Below are 25948 nucleotides of genomic sequence, written 5' to 3' on the forward strand. Positions count from 1 at the left end.
GCACTGGCGAAACCGGATCACTGTGGGAGCTGGCTTGCCCGCGATGAGGGCGTATCAGGCACAGGTGGGTTAGCTGACAGGCCGCTATCGCAGGCAAGCCAGCTCCCACATTGGGAATGTGTTTCATGGCCGGAGTCTGATCGTTCCCACGCTCCGCGTCTGCTCTTGAGGCGTGACGCAGAGCGTCACAGGATGCATCCCCACGCGGAGCGTGGGAACGATCAGTGTGTAGGCCAATAAATATCGGTTTCTTTCGTAGGAGGTTTCTGAATGTTACCGTCCAGCCTAAATGTGTAACCCCACGCCCAATCCTGAGGCAATGTGCTACGCCTGCGCCCCGAAAACCCGCGTTTTAGACACCCTCAGAAATAAGATTAAACGCCAGACTTGCCGTGCTAGAAGGGTTTGCGAATAATAGGCCCGCAATTTGCAGCATCAACAGGTTTAATATCTTTTGTCTCTGCATAAAATCCAGAGGCTGTCAATGTGCTGGAACCGCTTTCTCGGTGCTTCTGTAAATTGTTGTCGCATTGAGGAAATATCGGCTTCCGGCCTGTCGTTAGAATGCCGATCACTCGCTCGTCGTCTCCTGTATCAATTCAGGGTAGGACGCAGCACCGCTATTCGGTTTCACTTAAGTCGCATCGTGGGCCACGGCTCATTCTGCTTTTTGCCCTATACCGATGGAGTCCCAAGATGAAGAAACTTGTGCTGTTGGGCGCCCTGGCGCTGTCCGTGCTGTCCATGCAGGCCTTCGCTGATGAAAAGCCCCTGAAGATTGGTATCGAAGCGGCTTACCCTCCGTTTGCCTCGAAGGCGCCGGATGGCAGCATCGTTGGTTTTGACTACGACATCGGTAACGCGCTGTGCGCAGAGATGAAGGTCAAGTGCGTATGGGTCGAGCAAGAATTCGACGGCCTGATCCCTGCGCTCAAAGTGCGCAAGATCGATGCGATCCTGTCGTCCATGTCCATCACTGAAGACCGCAAGAAGTCTGTGGACTTCACCAACCGCTACTACCTGAGCCCAGCGCAGCTGGTGATGAAGGAAGGCACCACCGTCAGCGACAGCCTGGATGAACTCAAAGGCAAGAAAATCGGCGTGCAACGCGGTTCGATCCACGATCGTTTCGCCAAGGAAGTCCTGGCCCCTAAAGGCGTCACGGTTGTGCCTTACAGCTCGCAGAACGAAATCTACCTGGACGTGGAAGCCGGTCGCCTTGATGGCACCGTGGCTGACGCTACCCTGCTGCAAGACGGCTTCCTGAAAACCCCGGCCGGTAAAGGCTACGCGTTCGTGGGCCCACAGTTCACCGACGCCAAGTACTTCGGTGACGGCATCGGTATCGCTGTGCGTAAAGGCGACAAGGCCGACCTGGACAAGATCAACGCTGCGATTGCCGCGATCCGTGCCAACGGCGAATACAAGAAAATCCAGGACAAGTACTTCGACTTCGATATTTACGGCGCTGACCCTAAGTAACTCGTCGCAGCTGTCTGTCCTAAATGGCGCAAGCAACAGAAGATTCTGAAGTTTGCGCCATTTTTTCATCCCCCTTTTCGAGGACCTGAATCATGTTGAACGGCTACGGGGCTGTCATCCTCGATGGCGCATGGTTGACGCTTCAGCTCGCCTTGTCGTCCATGGCCTTGGCCATTGTTCTGGGTCTTATCGGGGTCGCGTTACGCCTGTCGCCGGTGCGCTGGTTGGCTTGGCTGGGTGACTTGTACTCCACGGTGATCCGCGGGATCCCCGACCTGGTGCTGATTCTGCTGATTTTCTACGGCGGCCAGGACTTGTTAAACCGCGTCGCGCCGATGCTCGGCTATGACGACTATATCGACTTGAACCCCTTGGCCGCCGGTATCGGCACCCTGGGTTTCATCTTTGGCGCCTACCTCTCGGAAACCTTCCGTGGCGCCTTCATGGCCATTCCCAAGGGCCAGGCCGAGGCCGGCCTTGCGTATGGCATGAGCAGTTTCCAGGTGTTTTTCCGGGTGATGGTGCCGCAGATGATCCGGCTGGCGATCCCTGGTTTCACCAACAACTGGCTGGTACTCACCAAGGCCACCGCGCTGATCTCGGTGGTGGGCCTGCAAGACATGATGTTCAAGGCCAAGCAGGCGGCAGACGCCACCCGTGAGCCTTTTACCTTCTTCCTCGCAGTGGCGGCGATGTACCTGGTGATCACCAGCGTGTCGTTGCTGGCCCTGCGTTATCTTGAGAAGCGCTACTCGGTAGGCGTAAGGGCGGCTGATCTATGATCTTCGACTACAACGTCATCTGGGAAGCCATGCCGCTGTACCTTGGCGGCCTGGTAACCACCCTGAAACTGTTGGCTATTTCGCTGTTCTTTGGCCTGCTCGCTGCCTTGCCGCTGGGCTTGATGCGCGTGTCCAAGCAGCCGGTCATCAACGGTGCGGCCTGGCTCTACACCTACGTGATCCGCGGCACGCCGATGCTGGTGCAGCTGTTTTTGATCTACTACGGCCTGGCGCAATTCGAAGCCGTGCGCGAAAGCTTCCTGTGGCCGCTGCTGTCGAGCGCTACGTTCTGCGCATGCCTGGCGTTTGCGATCAACACCAGCGCCTACACCGCCGAAATCATCGCCGGTAGCCTCAAGGCCACGCCGAACGGGGAGATCGAGGCGGCCAAGGCCATGGGCATGTCGCGCTACAAGCTGTACCGCCGCATCCTGCTGCCGTCGGCCCTGCGCCGCGCGCTGCCGCAGTACAGCAACGAAGTGATCATGATGCTGCAGACCACCAGTCTGGCGTCCATCGTCACCTTGATCGACATCACCGGTGCTGCACGCACCGTGAACGCCCAGTATTACTTGCCGTTCGAAGCTTATATCACCGCCGGCGTGTTCTACCTGTGCCTGACCTTTATCCTGGTGCGCCTGTTCAAGTTGGCCGAAGGCCGCTGGCTGAGCTACCTGGCTCCACGGAAGCATTGATATGGAACGTATCGATCACCTGTTGCCCTGGGGCCACCTGGGCTGCGAGCGCCAACTGAGCGTGTTTCGTTTTGGCAGTGGCGAGCGCAAGGCCTATATCCAGGCCAGCCTGCACGCCGACGAATTGCCGGGGATGCGCGCCGCGTGGGAGCTGAAAAAGCGCCTCACCGAACTGGAACAGCAAGGCGCCCTCAACGGGGTGATCGAGCTGGTGCCGGTGGCCAACCCGATGGGCTTGGGCCAATTGCTGCAAGGCAGCCACCAGGGGCGTTTCGAGGTGGGTAGCGGCAAGAATTTCAACCGTGATTTCGTCGAGCTGAGCGCGCCGGTTGCCGAGTTGCTCAAGGGCAAGCTAGGCGATGACCCGCACGCGAATGTGCGCATGATCCGCCAGGCGATGACCGACGCACTCAATGCATTGCCCGCGCCGAGCAGCCAGCTGCAAGGCATGCAGCGCATCTTGCTGAGCCACGCCTGCACCGCCGATATCGTCCTGGACCTGCATTGCGACGCCGAAGCCGCGTTGCACATGTATGCGTTGCCCCAGCACTGGCCGCAGTGGCGCTCGTTGTCGGCGCACCTGGGTGTGAAAGTCGGCCTGCTGGCGGAAGACTCCGGCGGCAGTTCGTTTGATGAAGCCTGCTCGCTGCCGTGGTTGCGTCTGTCACAGGCGTTCCCCGAAGCACAGGTTCCGCTGGCGTGCCTGGCGACTACCCTGGAATTGGGCGGCCAGGCCGACACCGGCCGTGATGAAGCGATTTTCCACGCCGAAGGCATCCTCGCGTTCCTCGCCGAGCAAGGCTTGATCACCGGCCAATGGCCGGCGCCGCAATACGACGCGTGCGAAGGCTTGCCCTTCGAAGGCACCGAGTTGCTGTTTGCGCCCCATGCCGGGGTGATCAGTTACCTGCGTAAAGCCGGTGACCGGGTAGAAGCGGGCGATGAGATTTTTGAAGTGATTGACCCTCTGACCGACCGCGTCAGCATTGTCTGCGCGGGGACGTCCGGGGTGTTGTTTGCCGTTGAACGGCTACGTTATGCCCAAGCGGGTTTCTGGCTGGCCAAGGTGGCGGGGCGCGAAGCGCTGCGCCACGGGCGCTTGCTCAACGACTGACCACCTGTTTTTGTGAGAACCGACCGCATGTACAAACTTGAAGTCCAAGACCTGCATAAACGCTATGGCAGTCATGAAGTGCTCAAAGGCGTGTCCCTGGCCGCCGCGGCCGGTGATGTGATCAGCATCATCGGTTCCAGTGGTTCGGGCAAAAGTACCTTTTTGCGCTGCATCAACCTGCTGGAGCAACCCCACGCCGGCAAGATTCTGCTCAATAACGAAGAGCTGAAACTGGTGGCCAACAAGGACGGCGCCATGAAGGCCGCCGACCCGAAACAGCTGCAGCGCATGCGTTCGCGCCTGTCCATGGTGTTCCAGCATTTCAACCTGTGGTCGCACATGACTGCGCTTGAAAACGTGATGGAAGCGCCGGTGCACGTGCTGGGCATGTCGAAAAAAGACGCGCGTGAAAAGGCCGAGCACTACCTGGCCAAAGTTGGTGTGGGCCATCGTAAGGATGCGTTCCCCGGCCACATGTCCGGCGGCGAGCAGCAGCGCGTGGCCATCGCCCGCGCCCTGGCAATGGAGCCGGAGGTGATGCTGTTCGACGAACCGACCTCGGCCCTCGACCCGGAACTGGTCGGCGAAGTGCTCAAGGTGATGCAGGACCTGGCCCAGGAAGGCCGCACCATGGTGGTGGTGACCCACGAAATGGGCTTTGCCCGTGAAGTCTCGAACCAACTGGTGTTTTTGCACAAAGGCATCGTCGAAGAACGTGGCAACCCGCGTGAAGTGCTGGTGAACCCGCAGTCCGAGCGGTTGCAGCAGTTTCTTTCCGGTAGCTTGAAATAATCAAGACTGCTTTTGTGCACTCAAATAGTGCATATTTCGCAGCCTTGAGGTCGCCTCGTTCCCTGTGGGAGCTGGCTTGCCTGCGATAGCGATATATCAGTAACCAGTGTGGCAACTGACCCACCGCCATCGCAGGCAAGCCAGCTCCCACATTGGTTCTCCATATGTTTTGAGATTTGTGTTGGTTTACCGGCTAGCATTGGCCCTTGTCTTCATTACTGTTACTCGCTTCGGATAGCCCCTAAATGACCGCCCATAAAATTGGTTTCCTAATTTGGCCCAGCACAAAAGCACTCACGCTTGCGCTGGCTGAGGAGGCTTTGCGCGTTGCTCAACGGGTGCATCCGGACGTTGTGTACGAACTGTCGTTCTTGCAGGCCGAGCCGCGCACCGAAGGTGCCTGGCAATTACCGGGCGAACCGTGGGCCGGCAAGCTTGAAGGCTTTCAGAAGCTGTTCCTGCTGGCGGACGAGCCACCTACCGTCATTGCGTCCCAACTCAGTACTGCACTCAAGCAGTTGGTGCGCGCCGGGTGCGTGATCGGCGGGTTGTCGGCCGGTGTGTATCCCTTGGCTCAGTTGGGTTTGCTCGACGGTTACCGCGCCGCCGTGCACTGGCGCTGGCAGGACGACTTCGCCGAGCGCTTCCCCAAGGTGATCGCCACCAGCCATCTGTTTGACTGGGACCGCGACCGCCTGACCGCCTGTGGCGGCATGTCGGTACTCGATCTGCTGCTGGCGGTGTTGGCCCGTGATCACGGCGCCGAGCTGGCCGGTGCGGTCTCCGAAGAACTGGTGGTGGAGCGCATTCGCGAAGGCGGCGAGCGCCAGCGCATCCCACTGCAAAACCGCCTGGGTTCCAGCCATCCGAAGCTGACCCAGGCCGTGCTGCTGATGGAAGCCAATATCGAAGAGCCGCTGACCACCGACGAAATCGCCCAGCATGTGTGCGTGTCACGACGACAACTCGAGCGCATCTTCAAGCAATACCTCAACCGCGTTCCCAGTCAGTATTACCTGGAACTGCGCCTGAACAAGGCCCGCCAGATGCTGATGCAAACCAGCAAGTCGATCATCCAGATCGGCCTGTCGTGCGGCTTCTCCTCGGGGCCGCACTTCTCCAGCGCTTACCGCAACTTCTTTGGCGCCACCCCGCGTGAAGACCGTAACCAGCGGCGTAGCAGCAGCCCGTTTGAATTGTCGTCGGTGCCGTCCGAGCGCGGTTGAGTGGCCTTTATTGTTCGGTTTCTTCTTCTGATACGTCGGTTGACGACGTTGGGCTTAGTTGCGCGCGCTGCCTGACCTCCGGGATGCCAAAGTCCACTCCGGTGCGATTGTAATACGGCACCAGCAGGGCGATCGTTTCAGGCGAGAACGTATTGCCGCCCAGAACGAAACCATCGGCCCTGTCCGGCGCCACCTCAAGCAGGTCAGTGGGAAGTTCGGTTATCCGGTTGTTTCTCAGGTCCAGTTGATCGAGGGATGGCAGGTTGAACGTCCCGTTGGGTACCTCGGTAAGGCCGGCATTTTCGATGATCAGGGTGGATAACCCGGACATCTTGCTGACGTCGGGCGTGATGCCCAGGGGGTTACCACTGAGGTCCAGGTACTCAAGGTTTTGCAGGTCGCTCAAGGCGTCGGCGCTGGTTGCGGTCAACCGCATACGGCTATGGGACAGGATCAGTGTCTTGAGTTTGGTCAGCTTGAACACATCGGCAGGAATGTCCGGCAGGGCATAACGATGAATATGCAGGGTTTCCAGGTTGGGAAAACGCACAAGAAAGCCTTCGGGAATTGAGGTGGCTTGCTCTGCGCTCAACTCCAGTTTCGACACATGTTTAAAGTCCATGTTCAGCACCGGTAAATCGCCGAGTAAAGGCAGTTTCAGCGCCATTTCATGATCGGTGGTCGGCGGCTCCTGGCTTGAATCCAGACCGGTCTCCCGTCGCCAGCTTTCTTCCAGCAAGGCCTTGAGCTGGTGGCGAAGCAGTTGCTGTTGCGCTCGTACGCCTTCGTCCATGGGCGTGTCTATGAACGGGTACCGTTCAGGTATATCCAATGCCCACTCCTGCAAGTCTGTTTGCAGTCGCTCGTAGTCGGTTTTCAAGCGCAGGAGTGCGGGCATTGAGTCATTCAGCTCACCGGGCAACCTGAAGATAAAGTTATTCGCCTCGTCGTCAGTGAAGGTGGGGTAAAGCTCATGAACCAAGCGGCGCTCGAATGGGTTGGCGTCTGCGCCGAAGTGTTCGCCGGTTCTCTGGCAGTAACGTTTGATCTTTTCCAGGGTGGCGCGTGAAAGGGGGTTGCCCGACAAATCAAACGCTCTAGCCCGTTCGGCGGGCAGGCTGAACAGCGCGTCGGGTAGCCTGCTCAGGTAGTTGCCGCTGAGGTCGGCGCTCGTGAGCTGAGGGCGATTGATCAGGTGTTCGGGGAATAGCGAAATATGCGTCTGGCTAAGGTTCAGCGTCTGCAACTCAGGCATTTGCCCAAGGTTGGGAGAAAGTGACAGCTGGTAGTTGCGGGAAAGGTCCAGGCTTCTCAATTGGCTCAAAGTGGCAAGCTGTGCACGGCTTTGTGTGGTCAGGTTAAGGTTGCAATTGCTCAGCGTCAGCCGATTGAGCTGGGTGCGCGCCATGACTTCGGGAGGCAGTGTGTTGAGTGCTATGTCGCTAATATCCAGCGTGCGCAGGTTGGGGAAGTGGGCCAAAAAGGCGGGTACGCCTTGGGTGGTGGGATAACCCTTCAATCTCAGGTTGCAGATGTGGTCGAAGTTGGCACTGATGGTGGGCAGTTCGCTTTGCAAGGGGGCGTCGAGGTGCAATTGGCGGCCAAGAGAAAACTCGCTGTCCTCCGGGGTCTCGTGCCGCCAGGCACGGAGCAATTGGTGGGTCCAGATCCAGCGATTAAGTTTCTCTTCGGCAACGGTTGAGGAGAAAAGCGGTACTTCGGTGTTGAGGAAGGTTTGAGAGAGGTTGGAGCGCCAGGTCGCGAGGTCGGTTTCCAGTCGTGAAAATTCAGCCTTCAAATAATGAAGCGTCTGTAAGGGCGAGCCAGGGTGGCTTCGCATGGCGTTCAGTACATAGTCCACTTCTGCTGGGGCGAGACGGGGATACAGTTCGTGTACTAACAGCGCCTCAAGGTTATTTGTGTTGCCAGGGGCACTGGCGTCGTAACCCTCCATGCCGCCGGGCAAGCGCATCAGCTTAGGGTCGTAAAAGGGCTTGCGCACTGGCGCAGTTGCCAGCAGCTCCCCCAGCGGCTCACGGGCCAGCGCGTACTGGCGCAAGGTCTGTTTCAGCAGTGGGCCTTGGCCAATGTGGATACCCAGCGCGTCGCGTTGCGCGTCGGGCAGTGCCTGGAGCACGGCGGTATAGAGGTCGGTTTCGCCGAACAGGGTGCCCTTGCCGTCTTCGGGAACGTAACCGCCATCAATGGCGCGCACCAAGGTGCGTTGGATCGGTGCCTGCAGCGGGCCGATGGTGTCCCGTACCGTACCGGTGCGGCTGAAGTCGCGCACTTCCAGGCGTACCTGCGGCGACCACCCCGGCAGCTTTTCCAGGGAATGCAGCGCGAGTTGTTCTGTGTCGTTGCTTTCCAGGGCATCCATGTACAACCCTTCATACGCTCGACTGATCCTGACCTGATGCGTAGCCCAGCGTGCGCGCTCCACCAGATGGGGTGGCAGACTACCTTGATCCATGGCCAGCAGGTCTTGGCCGCTGGCGCCGAACAGCACCTCGTGCGCCGCACTGGTGGGCAGGCCGGGCGCACTGTCGATGATTTTTTGCAGGCGCGGGTCATCGGTGGTTTCCAGCCCTCGGTAGCGGGAGTCAAACAATGAAGCGCGCTTGGCCTGGGCTTGGCGTGCCAGCTGTTTACGCAGTTTGGCCGCGCGCACGTGCAGTTGGGTGGCGGGGGTGCCGAATTCTTCCTCAAGCAGGATTTTGCGTTCTGATTCGTCCAGGGTTTCCAGCAGCGTTTTGAGAAAATCACCATTTTTCATCTGGGCTTCATGTATCTGCGCCACCGCCGAGTTTTCCTGGCCTTTATGCTCCCAGACGGTCTCACCTTTCGCGTTGAGAAAGCGCAAGGTCTTGGACTCGGGCCACAGGCCGGTCTGACTCAACAGCCAAAGCTGGGTTTGCGGGTCGGCTTTTTGATACTGCGCAGGGTCGTCACTGTTCATCTGGTCGATAAAGTCTTGCAGTTGCTGATCAATGGCGACGCGCTTGAGGGTGTCGGCCAATAGTGGAGGCGGTGGTTGGCGGTCCATATGCAGCTTGCGCAGGGCGGCATCGTCGGCGCCGCTGATGCGATGCGCCCATTCCAGGCGCGTCTCACTGAGTGTGTCAGCCGGTGGGCCGAGTCGACGCAGCAAGGTGCTGCGATCCCAGGTCAGCGGGCGATCTGTTGCTGTCAGCCAGGAGCCCTTGCCGTTGCTGATGATTTGCGGGCGGTAAGCGTGCGCGCGGGTAGGGTGGGCAAGGAAAGTGTTACCCAATTGCTGCTTGATGGAGAAGTGTTGTCCATTGAGTGTCAGGATCTGTTTATCCGCATGGGCATATAGCCCTTCGTGATTGGGGCGTGACTCGGGCGGTAGTTGAATGTCATGGGTGTAGGGCGCCAGGTCGGGCTTCCACAGGCGGGTCTTGCCGTCAGTTGTGACCGGGGTGAGCCGCTCAAAAAAGCGCCACAGTTCGTTGGGCAGTGCCTGTCGCAGCAAACCTTCGGCAATCGGTGCGCCGACTGCGAACATACCCAGTTGCACCATTTGCTCGAGGATCGACATCAGGTGCCCGAAGGCTTCACGCTTGAGGCCCTCAGCCCAATCGATGATGCCCTCGAATACGTCGTCGAGCAGTTGGTAAGCGGTGTAGCCCAGCATCAGCGCGCCCAGTGGTGGAAGGAAAGGGGTCACGATGAAGGCGGCGACTTCGAGAATGGCGTTAGCGACCTTCTGCACAATGTCCCAGCGTTGCCAGCGTGCCTTGCTGTCGGCGTCTGCGGTGGAGATGGCGGTTACCCGAGCGTCATTGAGCAGCTTGTCGAGCTTGGTCTCGTACAGGTGTTCGTAAAGATCACCGGTGATTTTCGTTGCATAGAACTGCAGGTTCGGGTTGACCACCGGTTCGTCGCGCCAGGCGGGGCGTGAGTCGCCGGGCTGCGGCGAGTGCCAGACGACTTTGGATAGCCGGCTGTTGAGGTCTGCAAAGAAGTAGCCGCGGTATTCTTGGTTGACGAAGCGGCTGAAAAACGCCTGGTAGTCGGCGTCGCGCAGCTTGTCGGCCAGGTCGCGCATGAATGCTGTGCCGTCGGGGTAATACTTGAGGGGCGCCAGTGGGTCGCCGGGAATGTACGCCACTATGGGGACTGCGCTTCGGTGCTGCTCCAGGTCGGCGGCGAACAGCACTATGCCGGTCAGCGGTGCGCCCATCAGGCTCAGGTCGTGGTTGAGCAGTACCTTGCCCTGGAGTGTCAAGCCTCTGAGGCCGTCGAGCTGCGCCTGGAGTGTGCGCAGCGTCGATTCGCTCGCGTCTTTTTTCAGGCGCGCCATGTGCACGCAGGTTTGCGCCTCGGCTTTGAGATTGGCGATTACCTTGCTGCGCAGCGATGCCTGCAGCGTGGCGTTCTGGAAGCCGAAAAAGCCTTTGAGGTAGCGTTGGTACTGCGCGCCGATGTCCAGCTCGCGGCACAGTCCGACGAATTGCGCGATGCTGATTTTTTCGGTCACAGCGGGCAGGGTGTCGAATTGCCCAGCGGCTGAGGGTTGGGTGATGAAGGTGGAGTCGGTGGTGTAAGCGGCTTTTTCGCCTTCGGCGGCGTCGAAATTGTGCAGCGCTGCGTCCACCAGCGACACGGTCCAGGCCTTGACGCCTCCCAAGTCCACAGGGAACAGCGGAACCGTCACGGGGGCGTAGAGGCGCAGGTAAGTGGCGGTGACATCCAGCTCAATGCCAAAGCGGGAAGTAAGACCCTGTTGCAGCAAGGGTGCCGCGAACGCTTGGGGCGCTTGCAGCGCTGCCAGGGCGGTATCGAGCTGGTTTTGCGTGGCCCAGCTCTCGGCCATGGCTTGCTGGAGGGGGGCTTGTTGCTGGCGGCGGGTGTCGGCCTGCCAATCGGCAAACTCAAGCCGGGTGTTTTTCAAAGTCTCGCGCCGCGCGCTTGAGGCGTTGCCCAGCCATTGCGGCAGGCGGGTGTGAGCCCCGGCGGGCACCCTGCTGGCGGTGAGTGTCAGGTGTTGGGTGAGCGTGGTTTGAGTCAGGGGAGGCACGTGGCTGATCCTTCAGTGGGTTGAGTCACCGTCATCACAGCAAGTCTGATTGGCGTACAGGGGGCAGATAGTTAATACAACCTTCGAAATCAGCAGGCGATGCCCCTGCCTCTCAAACGATGCAACGTTTAAACTGCGCCATTGCGACGCTATTTGTCGCATTGGCGTAAACCCGCCAAAAACGCGGGTTGGCGCTATAAGAAGTTGTCGCTTGGCGGCAAGGCCGCGCTGAAAACTGTCCTTACAATCCCTGCATCGCCCGCCAGTTCCAGGCAGGCGTTCCTCTTCAGGAGACTCCGATGTCCGTTGAGCAAGCCCCGGTGCAACGTGCCGATTTCGACCAGGTGATGGTGCCCAACTACGCACCTGCCGCCTTCATTCCCGTGCGTGGCGCAGGTTCGCGCGTTTGGGACCAGGCCGGTCGCGAGCTGATCGACTTTGCCGGCGGCATCGCGGTTAACGTATTGGGCCATGCCCACCCGGCGCTGGTCGGTGCACTGACCGAACAGGCCAACAAGCTGTGGCACGTCTCCAACGTGTTCACCAATGAGCCGGCCCTGCGCCTGGCCCATAAGCTGATCGACGCCACCTTTGCCGAACGCGTGTTCTTCTGCAACTCCGGCGCCGAGGCCAACGAGGCCGCATTCAAGCTGGCCCGTCGCGTTGCGTTCGACCGTTTCGGCACCGAGAAGTACGAGATCATCGCCGCGTTGAACAGCTTCCACGGCCGTACTCTGTTCACCGTCAACGTCGGTGGCCAGTCCAAGTACTCCGATGGTTTCGGGCCTAAAATCACCGGCATTACCCACGTGCCTTATAACGACCTGGACGCGCTCAAAGCGGCCGTGTCGGATAAAACTTGCGCCGTGGTGCTGGAGCCGATCCAGGGCGAAGGCGGCGTATTGCCAGCCGAACTGGCTTACCTGCAAGGCGCCCGCGAACTGTGCGACGCCAATAATGCGCTGCTGGTGTTCGACGAAGTGCAAACCGGCATGGGCCGCAGCGGCCACCTGTTCGCCTACCAGCATTACGGCGTGACGCCGGACATCCTCACCAGCGCCAAGAGCCTGGGCGGTGGTTTCCCGATCGCAGCCATGCTGACCCGTGAAGACCTGGCCAAGCACCTGGTGGTCGGCACCCACGGCACCACTTACGGCGGCAACCCGCTGGCGTGTGCGGTCGCCGAGGCGGTGATCGACGTGATCAACACCCCAGAAGTACTGGCCGGTGTGAACGCCAAGCACGACCTGTTCAAGGCGCGTCTTACGCAGATCGGCAAGCAATACGGGATCTTCACCGAAGTGCGCGGCATGGGCCTGCTGATTGGTTGCGTGCTGAGCGACGCGTTCAAAGGCCGTGCCAAGGACGTGTTCAACGCGGCCGAAAAAGAAAACCTGATGATCCTGCAAGCCGGCCCGGACGTGGTGCGTTTCGCCCCAAGCCTGGTGGTGGAAGAGGCGGATATCAACGAAGGCCTGGACCGCTTCGAACGTGCTGTGAAGACGTTGACGCAAGCTTGATGGACCGCTTGGCGCCTGGTGATCCGGGCGTCGAACAAAAATTCTAAAGGCCGGACCGGATCAAATGTGGGAGCCGCTTGTGTGGCGAGGGAGCTTGCTCCCGCTGGAGTGCGAAGCGCTCCCAAAATCTTGGGGCCGCTACGCAGCCCAGCGGGAGCAAGCTCCCTCGCCACACAAGCCCTCTCTGATTGAAAACCTGTCCGGCATTTTTTCCCCTATGAGTTTTTCGAGTTAAGGAGTGACACCATGCTGGTGATGCGCCCCGCGCAAATGGCTGATCTGGGCGAGGTACAGCGTCTGGCTGCGGACAGCCCGATTGGTGTCACCTCCTTGCCGGACGATGTGGAACGCCTGAGCGATAAAATCGCTGCCAGCGAAGCGTCTTTCGCGGCCGAGGTGAGTTTCAACGGTGAAGAAAGCTATTTCTTCGTGCTCGAAGACACCGAGACCGGCAAGCTCGCCGGCTGCTCGGCCATCGTCGCGTCGGCCGGTTACTCCGAACCGTTCTACAGCTTTCGTAACGAGACCTTCGTGCACGCTTCCCGCGAGCTGAAGATCCACAACAAGATCCACGTGCTTTCCCAGTGCCATGACCTCACCGGCAACAGCCTGCTCACCAGTTTCTACGTGCAGCCTGCGCTGGTTGGTTCGCCGTGGTCGGAACTCAATTCCCGTGGCCGCTTGCTGTTCGTCGCCAGCCACCCCGAGCGCTTTGCCGACTCGGTGGTGACCGAGATTGTCGGCTACAGCGACGAGAACGGTGATTCGCCGTTCTGGGACGCCATCGGTCGCAACTTCTTCGACCTCAATTACGCCGCCGCCGAGCGCCTGTGCGGGCTTAAAAGCCGCACCTTCCTCGCCGAGCTGATGCCGCATTACCCGATCTACGTGCCGCTGTTGCCGGACGAAGCCCAGGAAGCCATGGGCCAGGTGCACCCGCGTGCGCAAATCACCTTCGACATCCTCATGCGCGAAGGTTTTGAGACCGACCACTACATCGACATCTTCGACGGCGGCCCAACGTTGCACGCACGGGTTTCGGGCATTCGCTCGATCGCCCAGAGCCGCGTGGTGCCGGTAAAAATCGGCGAGATGGTCAAAGGTGTCGGCCGCCAGTACCTGGTGAGCAACGCGCAGTTGCAGGATTACCGCGCGGTGATGCTGGAACTGGACTACGCGCCCGGCAAGCCGGTGACCCTGGACCTGGAAGCGGCTGAAGCCCTGGGCGTTGGCGAAGGCGCAAGTGTGCGTCTGGTAGCGGTTTAAAAAGAGAGTTTCGCGGGTGGCTGCAAAGCGGCCCGTCTGAGGAGATAGCATGATCGTTCGTCCCGTACGCAGCAGCGATTTACCGGCCCTGATTGATCTGGCGCGCAGCACCGGCACCGGCCTCACCACCTTGCCGGCCAACGAGGAGCGCCTGACCCATCGAGTTGGCTGGGCGGAAAAAACCTTTCGCGGTGAAGCCGGGCGGGGTGATGCCGACTACCTGTTCGTGCTGGAAAACGACGAAGGCCGTGTGGTGGGCATTTCTGCCATTGCTGGTGCCGTCGGCCTGCGTGAGCCTTGGTACAACTTCCGGGTCGGCCTCACGGTCAGCGCTTCCCAGGAGCTGAACATTTACCGCGAGATTCCGACGCTGTTCCTGGCTAACGACCTTACCGGCAATTCCGAGTTGTGCTCGTTGTTCCTGCACGCCGATTACCGCACCGGCCTCAACGGCCGCATGCTGGCCAAGGCGCGCCTGCTGTTTATCGCCGAGTTCCCGCAACTGTTCGGCAACAAGATCATTGCCGAGATGCGTGGCGTGTCCAACGACGCCGGGCGCTCACCGTTCTGGGAAAGCCTGGGCCGGCACTTCTTCAAGATGGAGTTCAGCCAGGCCGATTACCTCACCGGCGTGGGCAACAAGGCGTTTATCGCCGAGCTGATGCCGAAGTTTCCGCTGTACAGCTGCTTCTTGTCTGAAGACGCGCGTAATGTGATCGGCAAGGTCCACCCGGACACCGAGCCTGCATTGAGCATGCTCAAGAGTGAGGGCTTCAGCTACCAGGGTTATGTCGATATCTTCGACGCCGGCCCGGCGGTGGAATGTGAAACCAGCAAAATCCGTGCGGTGCGCGACAGCCAGTCGCTGGTGTTGGCCATCGGCACGCCGGGGGACGACGCTACGCCGTTCCTGATCCATAACCGCAAGCGCGAGGAGTGCCGCATTACTGCCGCTCCGGCCCGGCTGGCGGCAGGCACGTTGGTGGTCGATCCGCAAACCGCCAAACGCCTGCAACTGGTGGTGGGTGATCAAGTGCGCGCTGTTGCGTTGTCTGCTGCTCGGGAGTCGAAATAATGAATTCGCTGTATATCGCAGGTAGCTGGCTGGCCGGCCAGGGTGAGCTGTTTGAGTCGCGCAACCCGGTGACCCAGCAGGTGCTGTGGACTGGTAATGGCGCCACTGCCGAGCAGGTCGAGTCGGCCGTGCAGGCGGCGCGTCAGGCATTTCCAGGCTGGGCTCGCCGCCCGCTGGAAGAACGCATCAGCGTGCTGGAAACCTTTGCCGCCGCGCTGAAAACGCGCGCCGATGAAATCGCTCGCTGCATCGGCGAGGAAACCGGCAAGCCGCTGTGGGAATCGGCCACCGAAGTCACCAGCATGGCCAACAAGATTGCCATCTCGGTGCAAAGCTACCGCGAACGTACCGGCGAAAAGAGCGGCCCGTTGGGCGACGCCACGGCCGTATTGCGCCACAAGCCCCACGGTGTGGTGGCGGTGTTCGGCCCTTACAACTTCCCGGGCCATTTGCCGAACGGGCATATCGTCCCGGCCTTGCTGGCGGGTAACACGGTGTTGTTCAAGCCGAGCGAACTGACCCCCAAAGTCGCCGAGCTGACCGTGCAATGCTGGGTCGAAGCCGGTTTGCCGGCGGGCGTGTTGAACCTGCTGCAAGGTGCGCGGGAAACCGGTATCGCCCTGGCGGCCAACCCTGGCATTGACGGGTTGTTCTTCACTGGCTCCAGCCGCACCGGCAACCATCTGCACCAGCAGTTCTCCGGGCGCCCGGACAAGATCCTGGCCCTGGAAATGGGTGGCAACAACCCATTGGTGGTCGATGAAGTGGCCGATGTGGATGCGGCGGTCTACACCATTATTCAGTCGGCATTCATTTCGGCTGGCCAGCGCTGCACGTGCGCCCGGCGTTTGCTGGTGCCCGAAGGCGCCTGGGGCGATGCCTTGCTGGCGCGTCTGGTGGCGGTCAGTGCGACGATTGAAGTCGGTGCATTCGACCAGCAGCCGCCACCGTTCATGGGGTCGGTGATTTCCCTCGGCGCGGCCAAAGCCTTGATGGACGCCCAGGAGTGGATGCTGGCCAATGGCGCGGTGGCGCTGTTGGAAATGACTCAGCCGCAGGCTCAGGCCGCCTTGCTGACCCCAGGCATCATTGATGTAACCGGCGTGACCGAGCGTGAGGATGAAGAGCTGTTCGGCCCATTGCTGCAAGTGATCCGCTACGCTGATTTTGCCGGGGCGATTGCCGAGGCCAACAACACTCAATATGGCTTGGCTGCGGGTCTGTTGTCGGACTCCGAAGCGCGCTACCAGCAGTTCTGGCTGGAAAGCCGCGCCGGTATCGTCAACTGGAACAAACAGCTGACCGGCGCTGCCAGTACCGCACCGTTCGGTGGTGTGGGTGCTTCGGGCAACCATCGCGCCAGTGCGTATTACGCGGCGGATTATTGCGCGTACCCGGTGGCGTCGCTGGAGACCCCGAGTTTGGTATTGCCAGCGACACTGACGCCAGGGGTAACGCTGATCTAAATGTGGGAGCTGGCTTGCCTGCGATGCAGGCGCCTCGGTTTTTCAGTAAAACCGAGGTGATGCCATCGCAGGCAAGCCAGCTCCCACACAAGGTCAGTGGTGTGTTCAAGTAACTTGATGCCTATAAAAACAGATGTTCGTGGAGCCTCGCCGATGAAATCCTGTGAAGTCAATTTTGACGGTCTAGTGGGGCCGACCCATAACTACGGCGGTTTGTCCTATGGCAACGTCGCGTCCCAGAGCAACAGCCAGCAGTCTTCGAACCCCAAGGTTGCGGCGTTGCAGGGCCTGCAGAAAATGAAAGCCCTGATGGACATGGGCTTTGTGCAAGGCGTGCTGGCGCCGCAAGAGCGCCCGGATGTGGCCGCCTTGCGCAGCCTCGGTTTCAGCGGCACTGACGCCCAAGTGATCCAGCAGGCCGCCAAGCAGGCGATGCCATTGCTGGTGGCCAGTTGCTCGGCGTCGAGCATGTGGGTGGCCAACGCTGCCACAGTCAGCCCGAGCGCCGATACGGCGGATGGCCGCGTGCACTTCACCGCCGCCAACCTCAACTGCAAATACCACCGCAGCATCGAGCACCCGACCACCAGCCGTGTGCTGGGGGCGATGTTTGCCGATGGCAAGCACTTTGCCCACCACGCCGCGTTGCCGGCGGTGGCGCAGTTCGGCGATGAGGGCGCCGCCAACCACACGCGTTTTTGCCGTGACTACGGCGAGGCCGGGGTTGAGTTTTTCGTGTTCGGGCGCAGTGCGTTCGACACCCGTTACCCGGCGCCGCAAAAATACCCGGCGCGCCAGACCCTCGAAGCCTCCCAGGCAGTTGCACGCCTGCACGGCTTGAAAGATGACGGCGTGGTGTACGGCCAGCAGAACCCGGCGGTAATCGATGCCGGTGTGTTCCACAATGACGTGATCGCGGTGGGCAACGGCGAGGTGTTGTTCTACCACGAGGACGCGTTTCTCAATACCGAGCAGATGCTCGCCGAACTGCAAGGCAAGTTGGGCAAGCGGGGTGGCAACTTCCAGTCGGTGTGTGTGCCACGCGCCGAGGTCAGCGTCGAGGACGCGGTGCGTTCCTACCTGTTCAACAGCCAGTTGCTGACCCGCGCCGACGGCTCGATGCTGCTGATCGTGCCGGAAGAATGCCACGCCAACGAGCGCGTCTGGCAGTACCTGCAAGGCCTGACGGCCTCCGGTGGGCTGATCCGCGAAGTCAAGGTCTTCGACCTCAAGCAAAGCATGCAGAACGGCGGTGGCCCGGCGTGCCTGCGCTTGCGCGTGGCCTTGAATGAATCGGAACTGGCGGCGGTGAACCCAGGCGTTATCATGACCGCGCCGTTGTACGAAACGCTGACCCAATGGGTCGACAAGCACTACCGCGACAGCCTGCGTGAAAGCGACCTGGCTGACCCGCAATTGCTGCTTGAGTGCCGGACGGCACTGGATGAACTGACGCAAATCCTTAAACTGGGCTCGGTTTATCCTTTCCAGATCAATTAAATCTGCCTCTTTTTACACCCTATGCTGAGAACAATTTATGACCACCGACACCCTCAAACTGATCCTTGAAGACACCGACGGCACCCAGCTGGAAACCTCCTGCACCCGCGTCGCCGTGGTGTGGCAGGGCAAGGAGATCTGGATCCAGCACGACGGCCGTGGCCAACTGCTGATCGGCGTGGACGTGGAAGAAGGTGACGCTGAATACGCCAACCTGCTGATGCGCCCACTGGCCACCAACCTGATGAGCCTGCAATTGGAAATGGAACCGGCCGACGTTGAAGGTGATGACGACGATCACGTTCACGGTCCTGGCTGCAACCACTAAGGAAGCTGCTTATGCTCGCCCTCGGCAAACTGCTTGAACTGACCCTCGCCGGTCGCGAACCGGCGCAAAAAATTCAACTGACTGTCGACGGCGTGCAGATGCGCTGGCTCAGCGAAGGCGCGCTTGAAGTGCGCCCTCCGCAGGCCTTGGACAACGGCGGCGACCTGCTGTTGTCGTCCGGCATCCATGGCAACGAAACCGCGCCGATCGAATTGCTCGACCGCCTGTTGCATGGCATTGCCCGTGGGGAGATCAAACCCCGCAATCGTATTCTGTTCCTGTTCGGCAACCCCGAGGCCATACGCCGCGGCGAGCGTTACCTTGAGCTGGACGTCAACCGGCTGTTCAACGGCCGTCACGAACAAAACATCGGCCCGGAGGCCATGCGCGCCGCCGAGCTTGAGCAACTGGCTCGCAGCTTCTTCAGCCTGCCGGGCCGTTCGCGCCTGCATTACGACCTGCACACGGCCATTCGCGGCTCGAAGATCGAGCAGTTCGCGCTGTACCCGTTCAAGGACGGGCGCCAGCATTCGCGCCACGAGCTGGCGCGCCTGAACGCTGCCGGTATGCGGGCGGTGTTGTTGCAGAACAAAACCTCGATCACGTTCACCGCGTTCACCTACGAGCAACTCGACGCCGAAGCCTTCACCCTGGAATTGGGCAAGGCCCGACCGTTCGGGCAGAACCAGGGCGTGGATGTGTCACGCCTGGAGACACGGTTGAAGCAGATCATCGAAGGTGATGAGCCCGAAACCGAGAGCCTCGATGGCCTGCAATTGTTTGCCGTCTCTCGCGAAGTGATCAAGCACAGTGATGCCTTCCTGCTGCACCTGCCGGCGGATGTAGAAAACTTTTCGTCATTGGCCAAGGGCTACCTGTTGGCCGAAGACGTGGCCAAGACCCGCTGGGTGATCGAGGAGGAGGGCGCGCGCATCATCTTCCCGAACCCGAAGGTCAAGAATGGTTTGCGGGCGGGGATATTGATCGTGCCGACCACGGATGCTGGCCTGATATAGGTCCCAAGACAGCCGCGATCAAATGTGGGAGCTGGCTCGCCTGCGATGGCGGCGGCACAGGCAACAGTGATGTTGACTGACCTGCCGTTATCGCAGGCAAGCCAGCTCCCACACAAGCAAGCGCCCACAAAAAACCCGGCTCTGAGGCCGGGTTTTTTGGTGTTGCTTAGACCGCTACAGCACGCGGCTCGCTGCGACGGATCGCACGCACCTTGTGCAGCGTGTCGGCGCACGTGCGCGCGGCTTCCTGGCCCTTGTGTACGAAGTGCTCGTAGAAGAAGGTGTGGTGCTCGCTGCCCGCGTGGAAGTGATGCGGGGTCAGGGATACGGAGAACACTGGCACTTCGGTTTCCAGCTGCACCTGCATCAGGCCACTGACCACCGATTGGGCGACGAATTCGTGGCGGTAGATGCCACCGTCCACCACCAATGCCGCGGCGACGATGCCGGCGTAACGGCCGGTCTTGGCCAGCAGCTTGGCGTGCAGGGGCATTTCGAAGGCGCCGCCGACTTCGAAGAAATCGATGTCCGATTCCTGGTAGCCCTGGGCGATCATTTCGGCGAGGAAGCCTTTGCGCGATTGGTCGACAATATCCTTGTGCCAGCAGGCCTGGATAAATGCGACGCGCTCGCCGTGGTGGTTTTTGCTTTTGCTGTCGATTGCGGTGGGTTGCATGTTCTGACTCCTGTTTAAGAAAAAAACAGGGCGTTATGAATCGAATGGGATTTCAAGGGTACGAACAGCGGCATCATGCAGGCATGAGTTCAGCGCGCGGCCCTTGGGTGCCAATCCCGTTCTCTCTTCATCCGGACTATGACCGTCGGCCCCGGGATCACACCGGGTCTGCTGACCTTGTCGCCGTCCTGCGTGAGCAGTTCGAGGCGCCAAGCGCTCGCGGGCTATGCACATTGCGTGCAATTACCGCCGGTGGGGAATTACACCCCGCCCTGAGAACGTTGCCGCCAGAACCCTGGCGGCGGAGAGTTTTTAACATGCTTTTTCAGAAACTGCACGATCGCCGTATCGATAACCTATATCGGTTTGTTTGGTTGGTATTCGATTGAATGCACGTGGGGCTTGATATTGCGTGGCTTTGCCCGCAGTAATCGTCAATACGACAACCCTATTCAGAGGCCCCCGGATGACCGTCATAGACCTGCGCAGCGACACCGTGACCCAACCCACCGCCGGCATGCTCAACGCGATGGCCACTGCCGTCAGCGGTGATGACGTCTACGGCGAAGACCCGAGCGTCAACCATCTGGAAGCCGAACTGGCCAAGCGCCTGGGCTTTGCCGCTGCGTTGTTTGTGCCGACGGGCACCATGAGCAACCTGCTTGCCTTGATGGCCCACTGTGAGCGTGGCGAGGAATACATCGTCGGCCAGCAGGCCCACACCTACAAATACGAAGGCGGTGGCGCGGCGGTGCTCGGCTCGATCCAGCCGCAGCCGCTGGAGGTGCAAGCCGACGGTTCGCTGGACCTGGACCACGTACTGGCGGCGATCAAGCCCGATGATTTCCACTTCGCCCGCACCCGCCTGTTGGCGTTGGAAAACACCATGCAGGGCAAAGTGCTGCCGCTGGCGTACCTGGCGAAAGCGCGGGCGTTTACCCGTGAACATGGCCTGGCCTTGCACTTGGACGGCGCGCGACTCTACAACGCGGCGGTGAAGCTCGGTGTGGATGCGCGGGAGATTGCCCAGCATTTCGACTCGGTGTCGGTCTGCCTGTCCAAAGGCCTCGGCGCGCCGATCGGCTCGGTGCTGTGCGGCTCCACCGCGCTGATCGCCAAGGCGCGGCGCCTGCGCAAGATGGTCGGTGGCGGCATGCGCCAGGCCGGCTCGCTGGCGGCGGCGGGCTTGTATGCCCTGGATCATCAGGTGCAGCGCTTGGCGGATGACCACGCCAACGCCCAATGGCTGGGCGATGCACTGCGCGACGCAGGCTTTGAAGTGGAGCCGGTGCAAACTAACATGGTGTACGTGCAGATTGGCGATCAGGCCCAGGCGCTGAAGGCCTTTGCCGCCGAACGCGGGATCAAGTTGAGCGCCGCGCCGCGTCTGCGCATGGTCACTCACCTGGATGTCAGCCGAGTGCAGATGGAGCAGGTGGTGCAGACATTTGTCGAGTTTTCCCGAAAATGATCGTGCAGACCGTCTAATTGACTGTTTCTATCGCATAAACACGCTGTACCACCGGCAAAGGGCCGATATAATGCGGCCCTTTGCCGTCGCTCCGTCTGATGATGTTGCGCACTGGCCTTTGGCCGCAGACTCCGTGGAAGAACCTAATGAAAAGCGCAGAAATCCGTGAAGCCTTCCTTCGCTTCTTCGAAGAGCAAGGCCACACCCGTGTAGCCTCCAGCTCCTTGATCCCAGGCAATGACCCAACCCTGCTGTTCACCAACGCGGGGATGAACCAGTTCAAGGACTGCTTCCTGGGCCAGGAAAAGCGCGCCTACACCCGCGCCACCAGCAGCCAGAAGTGCGTACGCGCCGGCGGCAAGAACAGCGACCTGGAAAACGTTGGCTATACCGCTCGCCACCACACCTTCTTCGAGATGCTGGGTAACTTCAGCTTCGGCGACTATTTCAAGAAAGATGCGATTACCTTCGCCTGGACCTTCCTGACCGGCGTGTTGAAGCTGCCCAAGGAAAAGCTCTGGGTCACGGTCTACGCGACCGACGACGAAGCCTATGACATCTGGACCCAGCAAATCGGTGTGCCCGTCGAGCGCATGATTCGCATCGGCGACAACAAGGGCGCGCCTTACGCTTCCGACAACTTCTGGACCATGGGCGATACCGGCCCGTGCGGCCCGTGCACCGAGATTTTCTATGATCACGGCGCCGACATCTGGGGCGGCCCACCGGGCTCGCCGGAAGAAGACGGCGACCGTTACATCGAGATCTGGAACAACGTTTTCATGCAGTTCAACCGCACCGCCGATGGCGTGTTGCATCCGCTGCCGGCGCCGTCGGTGGACACCGGCATGGGCCTGGAGCGGATCAGTGCGGTGATGCAGCACGTGCATTCCAACTACGAAATCGACCTGTTCACCAACCTGCTGAGCGCGTCGGCGGCCGCCATTGGCTGCGCCAATGACAACCAGTCTTCGCTCAAGGTGGTGTCGGACCACATCCGTTCGTGCGGTTTCCTGATCGCTGACGGTGTGCTGCCGTCCAACGAAGGCCGCGGCTATGTGCTGCGCCGCATCATCCGTCGCGCCTGCCGCCACGGTAACAAGCTGGGCGCCACCGGCAGCTTCTTCTACAAGATCGTTGCCGCGCTGGTCGCCGAGATGGGCGATGCCTTCCCGGAACTCAAGCAGCAGCAGGCCAACATCGAGCGCGTGCTCAAGGCTGAAGAAGAGCAGTTCTCCAAGACCCTGGAGCACGGCCTGAAGATCCTCGAGCAGGACCTGGCTGAACTCAAAGGCACCGTGGTGCCGGGCGATGTAGTGTTCAAGTTGTATGACACCTACGGTTTCCCGATGGACCTGACCGCCGACATCGCCCGTGAGCGCGAGCTGACCATCGATGAGGCGGGTTTTGAGCGTGAGATGGAAGCCCAGCGCGTGCGTGCCCGTTCCGCCAGCTCCTTTGGCCTGGACTACAACACCCTGGTCAAGGTTGACGTGCCCACCGAGTTCACCGGTTACGCGGCGACCGTTGGCGCGGCCAAGATCGTGGCCATCTACAAAGATGGCAAGTCGGTCGACGTATTGAGCGAAGGCGACGAAGCGGTGGTGGTCCTCGACCAGACGCCGTTCTACGCCGAATCCGGTGGCCAGGTGGGTGACTGTGGTTTCCTGAGCTCGACCTCCGGGCGTTTTGAAGTGCGTGACACCACCAAGACCGGCGGCGCGTTCCTGCACCACGGTGTGCTGGTGTTGGGCAACCTGACGGTCGGTGCTCCGGTCGACACTCAAGTCGATGCCGACGTGCGGCATGCAACTGCTTTGAACCATTCTGCCACTCACTTGCTGCACGCTGCGTTGCGCCAAGTGCTGGGTGAGCATGTGCAGCAGAAGGGTTCGTTGGTCGATAGCCAGCGCCTGCGTTTCGACTTCAGCCACTTTGAAGCGATCAAGCCTGAGCAGATCAAGGCGCTGGAAGACATCGTCAACGCCGAGATTCGCAAGAATACCCCGGTTGAAACCGAAGAAACCGACATTGAAACCGCCAAGAAGAAAGGCGCCATGGCGCTGTTTGGCGAGAAGTACGGCGACGAAGTGCGCGTACTGAGCATGGGCGGCAGCTTCTCGGTGGAACTGTGTGGCGGTATCCACGCTAACCGTACGGGCGATATCGGCCTGTTGAAAATCATCAGCGAAGGCGGCGTGGCCTCTGGTGTACGGCGTATTGAAGCGGTCACCGGTGCTGCGGCCCTGGCTTACCTCAATGCGGCTGAAGAACAACTCAAGGAAGCGGCCGGCCTGGTCAAGGGCAGCCGCGACAACCTGATCGACAAGCTGTCGGCCGTGCTGGAGCGCAACCGCGCACTGGAAAAACAGCTGGAGCAGTTGCAAGCCAAGGCGGCGAGCGCAGCGGGCGACGATCTGTCGGCCTCCGCGCTGGACGTCAAGGGCGTGAAAGTACTGGCTGTGCGCCTGGACGGCCAGGACGGCAAGGCGCTGTTGGCCTTGGTCGATCAGTTGAAGAACAAGCTCGGCCGCGCAGTGATCCTGCTCGGCGGTGTCCATGAGGAAAAGGTCGTTCTGGTTGCCGGTGTAACCAAAGACCTGACTGGCCAACTCAAGGCCGGTGATTTGATGAAGCAAGCCGCTGCGGCAGTGGGCGGGAAGGGCGGTGGTCGTCCGGACATGGCGCAAGGCGGTGGTGTAGACGCAGGCTCCCTGGACGCGGCCCTGGCCCTGACCGTGCCGTTTGTCGAGGCCGGCATTTAAGGCACTGTTAATGAGCCCATGGTCTAGTCATGGGCTCGTTTGGGTGCTGGACGATTTGTTTATTGGGCGCCCCTTTACGGGCTGAGGCGGCTTAGAAATGGCTTTGATCGTACAGAAATTTGGAGGCACCTCGGTCGGCTCTGTCGAAAGAATCGAGCAGGTCGCCGACAAGGTTAAGAAATTCCGCGACGCCGGCGATGACCTGGTGGTGGTGCTGTCGGCCATGAGCGGCGAAACCAATCGCCTGATCGATCTGGCCAAGGCAATCAGTGGTGACCAACAGCCGCTGCCGCGTGAGCTGGATGTGATCGTGTCCACCGGCGAGCAGGTAACCATTGCCTTGCTGGCCATGGCACTGAACAAGCGTGGTGTGCCGGCAGTGTCCTACACGGGTAGCCAGGTGCGCATCCTCACCGACAGCGCGCATACCAAGGCACGCATCCTGCAGATTGACGATCAGAAAATCCGCACAGATCTGAAAGCCGGCCGCGTGGTAGTTGTAGCAGGCTTCCAGGGTGTGGATGAGCAGGGCAACATCACCACCCTCGGGCGTGGTGGTTCGGATACCACCGGCGTGGCGCTGGCAGCGGCGCTCAAGGCCGATGAATGCCAGATCTATACTGACGTGGACGGCGTGTACACCACCGACCCACGTGTGGTGTCCGTGGCCCAGCGCCTGGACAAGATCACCTTTGAAGAGATGCTGGAAATGGCCAGTCTCGGTTCCAAGGTGTTGCAGATCCGCGCGGTGGAGTTCGCCGGCAAGTACAACGTTCCGCTGCGCGTATTGCACAGCTTCAAAGAGGGTCCGGGCACCCTCATTACTATTGATGAAGAGGAATCCATGGAACAGCCGATCATTTCCGGCATCGCTTTCAACCGCGATGAAGCCAAGCTGACGATCCGTGGCGTGCCAGACACCCCGGGCGTGGCGTTCAAGATCCTCGGCCCTATCAGTGGCGCGAACATTGAAGTCGACATGATCGTGCAGAACGTTTCGCACGATAACACCACCGATTTCACCTTCACTGTGCACCGCAACGAGTACGATGCTGCCGAGCGTATCCTGCAGAACACCGCGAGCGAGATTGGCGCCCGTGAAGTGGTCGGGGATACCAAGATTGCCAAGGTGTCGATCGTGGGCGTGGGCATGCGTTCCCATGCCGGCGTTGCCAGCCGCATGTTCGAGGCGTTGGCCAAGGAAAGCATCAACATCCAGATGATCTCCACCTCGGAAATCAAAGTCTCGGTGGTGATCGAAGAGAAGTACCTGGAGCTGGCAGTGCGCGCACTGCACACCGCTTTTGAGCTGGACGCTCCGGCCCGACCGGGCGAGTGATGCGATACCAGGAAGGCGCGGTATACCGCGCCTTTCATTTTTTGTGGAGCGCATGGTCTTTTGCGTGCGCTCGACAATACTTAGGTCGTTAGGGCTATGGCCATCAGGTTGTAGGTCGAACGCCTTTTTTTTGCAGACTGTTGTTCCTGAACTGAAATGCGTGAGGTGAAAGCTATGCTGATTCTGACTCGTCGGTGCGCAGAAAGCCTGATTATCGGTGATGGCGAAATCACCGTGACCGTGCTCGGCGTCAAAGGCAATCAAGTACGTATCGGGGTTAACGCTCCGAAAGAGGTAGCTGTCCACCGCGAGGAAATCTACCTGCGGATCAAGAAAGAGAAGGACGAAGAACCAAGCCTTTAATTTTTATCGTTTTTTATGTTTGCAAACG

Annotated in this window: 19 protein-coding genes and 1 riboswitch; of the genes, 17 read left to right on the forward strand and 2 right to left on the reverse strand. The window is 60.2% G+C overall.

The window, feature by feature from the left end; genetic code table 11:
• The first annotated feature begins 696 nt into the window (after nucleotides 1–696).
• The 6 genes from HBO23_RS22480 to HBO23_RS22505 all read left to right on the forward strand — a co-directional run bounded on the left by HBO23_RS22480 (nucleotide 697) and on the right by HBO23_RS22505 (nucleotide 6091).
• Complete coding sequence (locus HBO23_RS22480) at nucleotides 697–1482, forward strand: ABC transporter substrate-binding protein (RefSeq protein WP_065929365.1); 786 nt, start codon at nucleotides 697–699, stop codon at nucleotides 1480–1482.
• 92 nt (nucleotides 1483–1574) lie between these two features.
• A complete protein-coding gene (locus HBO23_RS22485) occupies nucleotides 1575–2264 on the forward strand; it encodes an ABC transporter permease (protein WP_017138431.1) in 690 nt (229 codons plus the stop codon).
• Complete coding sequence (locus HBO23_RS22490) at nucleotides 2261–2959, forward strand: ABC transporter permease (RefSeq protein ID WP_017138430.1); 699 nt, start codon at nucleotides 2261–2263, stop codon at nucleotides 2957–2959. Before HBO23_RS22485 ends, HBO23_RS22490 begins: the two co-directional genes overlap by 4 nt.
• Before the next feature lies 1 nt (nucleotide 2960).
• Nucleotides 2961–4073: a succinylglutamate desuccinylase/aspartoacylase family protein gene (locus HBO23_RS22495; protein WP_099548199.1), complete on the forward strand. Its 1113-nt coding sequence runs from the start codon at nucleotides 2961–2963 to the stop codon at nucleotides 4071–4073.
• Between the two features lie 27 nt (nucleotides 4074–4100).
• Nucleotides 4101–4865, forward strand: a complete 765-nt coding sequence (locus HBO23_RS22500) for an ATP-binding cassette domain-containing protein (RefSeq protein WP_003214336.1) — start codon at nucleotides 4101–4103, stop codon at nucleotides 4863–4865.
• Between the two features lie 245 nt (nucleotides 4866–5110).
• Complete coding sequence (locus HBO23_RS22505) at nucleotides 5111–6091, forward strand: GlxA family transcriptional regulator (protein ID WP_017138427.1); 981 nt, start codon at nucleotides 5111–5113, stop codon at nucleotides 6089–6091.
• A gap of 7 nt (nucleotides 6092–6098) precedes the next feature.
• Here the strand turns inward: HBO23_RS22505 and HBO23_RS22510 are convergent, their stop codons facing one another.
• Nucleotides 6099–11135 carry a leucine-rich repeat domain-containing protein gene (locus HBO23_RS22510; RefSeq protein WP_170039818.1) on the reverse strand — a complete coding sequence of 1679 codons (5037 nt, stop codon included), beginning with the start codon at nucleotides 11133–11135 and terminating at the stop codon, nucleotides 6099–6101.
• 299 nt (nucleotides 11136–11434) lie between these two features.
• On the opposite strand from HBO23_RS22510, the gene HBO23_RS22515 reads away from it, so the two are divergent.
• From HBO23_RS22515 to astE, 7 genes are all read left to right on the forward strand, one after another.
• Complete coding sequence (locus tag HBO23_RS22515; protein ID WP_017138425.1) at nucleotides 11435–12655, forward strand: aspartate aminotransferase family protein; 1221 nt, start codon at nucleotides 11435–11437, stop codon at nucleotides 12653–12655.
• Nucleotides 12656–12901: 246 nt separating this feature from the next.
• Nucleotides 12902–13921, forward strand: coding sequence for an arginine/ornithine succinyltransferase subunit alpha (gene aruF / locus HBO23_RS22520; RefSeq protein WP_017138424.1), 1020 nt, complete (start codon nucleotides 12902–12904; stop codon nucleotides 13919–13921).
• Nucleotides 13922–13970: 49 nt separating this feature from the next.
• The gene (gene astA, locus HBO23_RS22525; protein WP_017138423.1) at nucleotides 13971–14996 is read left to right on the forward strand and encodes an arginine N-succinyltransferase; all 1026 of its coding nucleotides are present in this window, start codon (nucleotides 13971–13973) and stop codon (nucleotides 14994–14996) included.
• Nucleotides 14993–16462, forward strand: a complete 1470-nt coding sequence (gene astD, locus HBO23_RS22530; protein WP_170039867.1) for a succinylglutamate-semialdehyde dehydrogenase — start codon at nucleotides 14993–14995, stop codon at nucleotides 16460–16462. Before astA ends, astD begins: the two co-directional genes overlap by 4 nt.
• 153 nt (nucleotides 16463–16615) lie before the next feature.
• A complete protein-coding gene (gene astB, locus HBO23_RS22535) occupies nucleotides 16616–17962 on the forward strand; it encodes an N-succinylarginine dihydrolase (protein ID WP_170039820.1) in 1347 nt (448 codons plus the stop codon).
• Between the two features lie 37 nt (nucleotides 17963–17999).
• Nucleotides 18000–18290: a hypothetical protein gene (locus HBO23_RS22540; RefSeq protein ID WP_003214319.1), complete on the forward strand. Its 291-nt coding sequence runs from the start codon at nucleotides 18000–18002 to the stop codon at nucleotides 18288–18290.
• A gap of 11 nt (nucleotides 18291–18301) precedes the next feature.
• Complete coding sequence (gene astE / locus HBO23_RS22545; protein ID WP_170039822.1) at nucleotides 18302–19306, forward strand: succinylglutamate desuccinylase; 1005 nt, start codon at nucleotides 18302–18304, stop codon at nucleotides 19304–19306.
• Nucleotides 19307–19472: 166 nt separating this feature from the next.
• On the opposite strand, the gene HBO23_RS22550 is transcribed toward astE, so the two are convergent.
• Nucleotides 19473–19982 carry a 6,7-dimethyl-8-ribityllumazine synthase gene (locus HBO23_RS22550; protein WP_003233516.1) on the reverse strand — a complete coding sequence of 170 codons (510 nt, stop codon included), beginning with the start codon at nucleotides 19980–19982 and terminating at the stop codon, nucleotides 19473–19475.
• Nucleotides 19983–20096: 114 nt separating this feature from the next.
• Nucleotides 20097–20266, reverse strand: a riboswitch (FMN riboswitch).
• A 182-nt stretch (nucleotides 20267–20448) separates the two neighbouring features.
• Between HBO23_RS22550 and ltaE the strand changes: the two genes are divergently transcribed.
• The 4 genes from ltaE (at nucleotide 20449) to csrA (ending at nucleotide 25920) form a co-directional block, all read left to right on the forward strand.
• The gene (gene ltaE / locus HBO23_RS22555; RefSeq protein WP_138450940.1) at nucleotides 20449–21453 is read left to right on the forward strand and encodes a low-specificity L-threonine aldolase; all 1005 of its coding nucleotides are present in this window, start codon (nucleotides 20449–20451) and stop codon (nucleotides 21451–21453) included.
• Nucleotides 21454–21599: 146 nt separating this feature from the next.
• Complete coding sequence (gene alaS / locus HBO23_RS22560; RefSeq protein WP_138450939.1) at nucleotides 21600–24218, forward strand: alanine--tRNA ligase; 2619 nt, start codon at nucleotides 21600–21602, stop codon at nucleotides 24216–24218.
• A 97-nt stretch (nucleotides 24219–24315) separates the two neighbouring features.
• A complete protein-coding gene (locus tag HBO23_RS22565; protein ID WP_017138417.1) occupies nucleotides 24316–25557 on the forward strand; it encodes an aspartate kinase in 1242 nt (413 codons plus the stop codon).
• 174 nt (nucleotides 25558–25731) lie between these two features.
• A complete protein-coding gene (gene csrA / locus HBO23_RS22570) occupies nucleotides 25732–25920 on the forward strand; it encodes a carbon storage regulator CsrA (protein ID WP_003175645.1) in 189 nt (62 codons plus the stop codon).
• The last annotated feature ends 28 nt before the right edge of the window (nucleotides 25921–25948 follow it).

Origin of the sequence: Pseudomonas sp. WS 5532, from assembly GCF_012985445.1 — a bacterium.
GTDB lineage: Bacteria > Pseudomonadota > Gammaproteobacteria > Pseudomonadales > Pseudomonadaceae > Aquipseudomonas > Aquipseudomonas edaphica.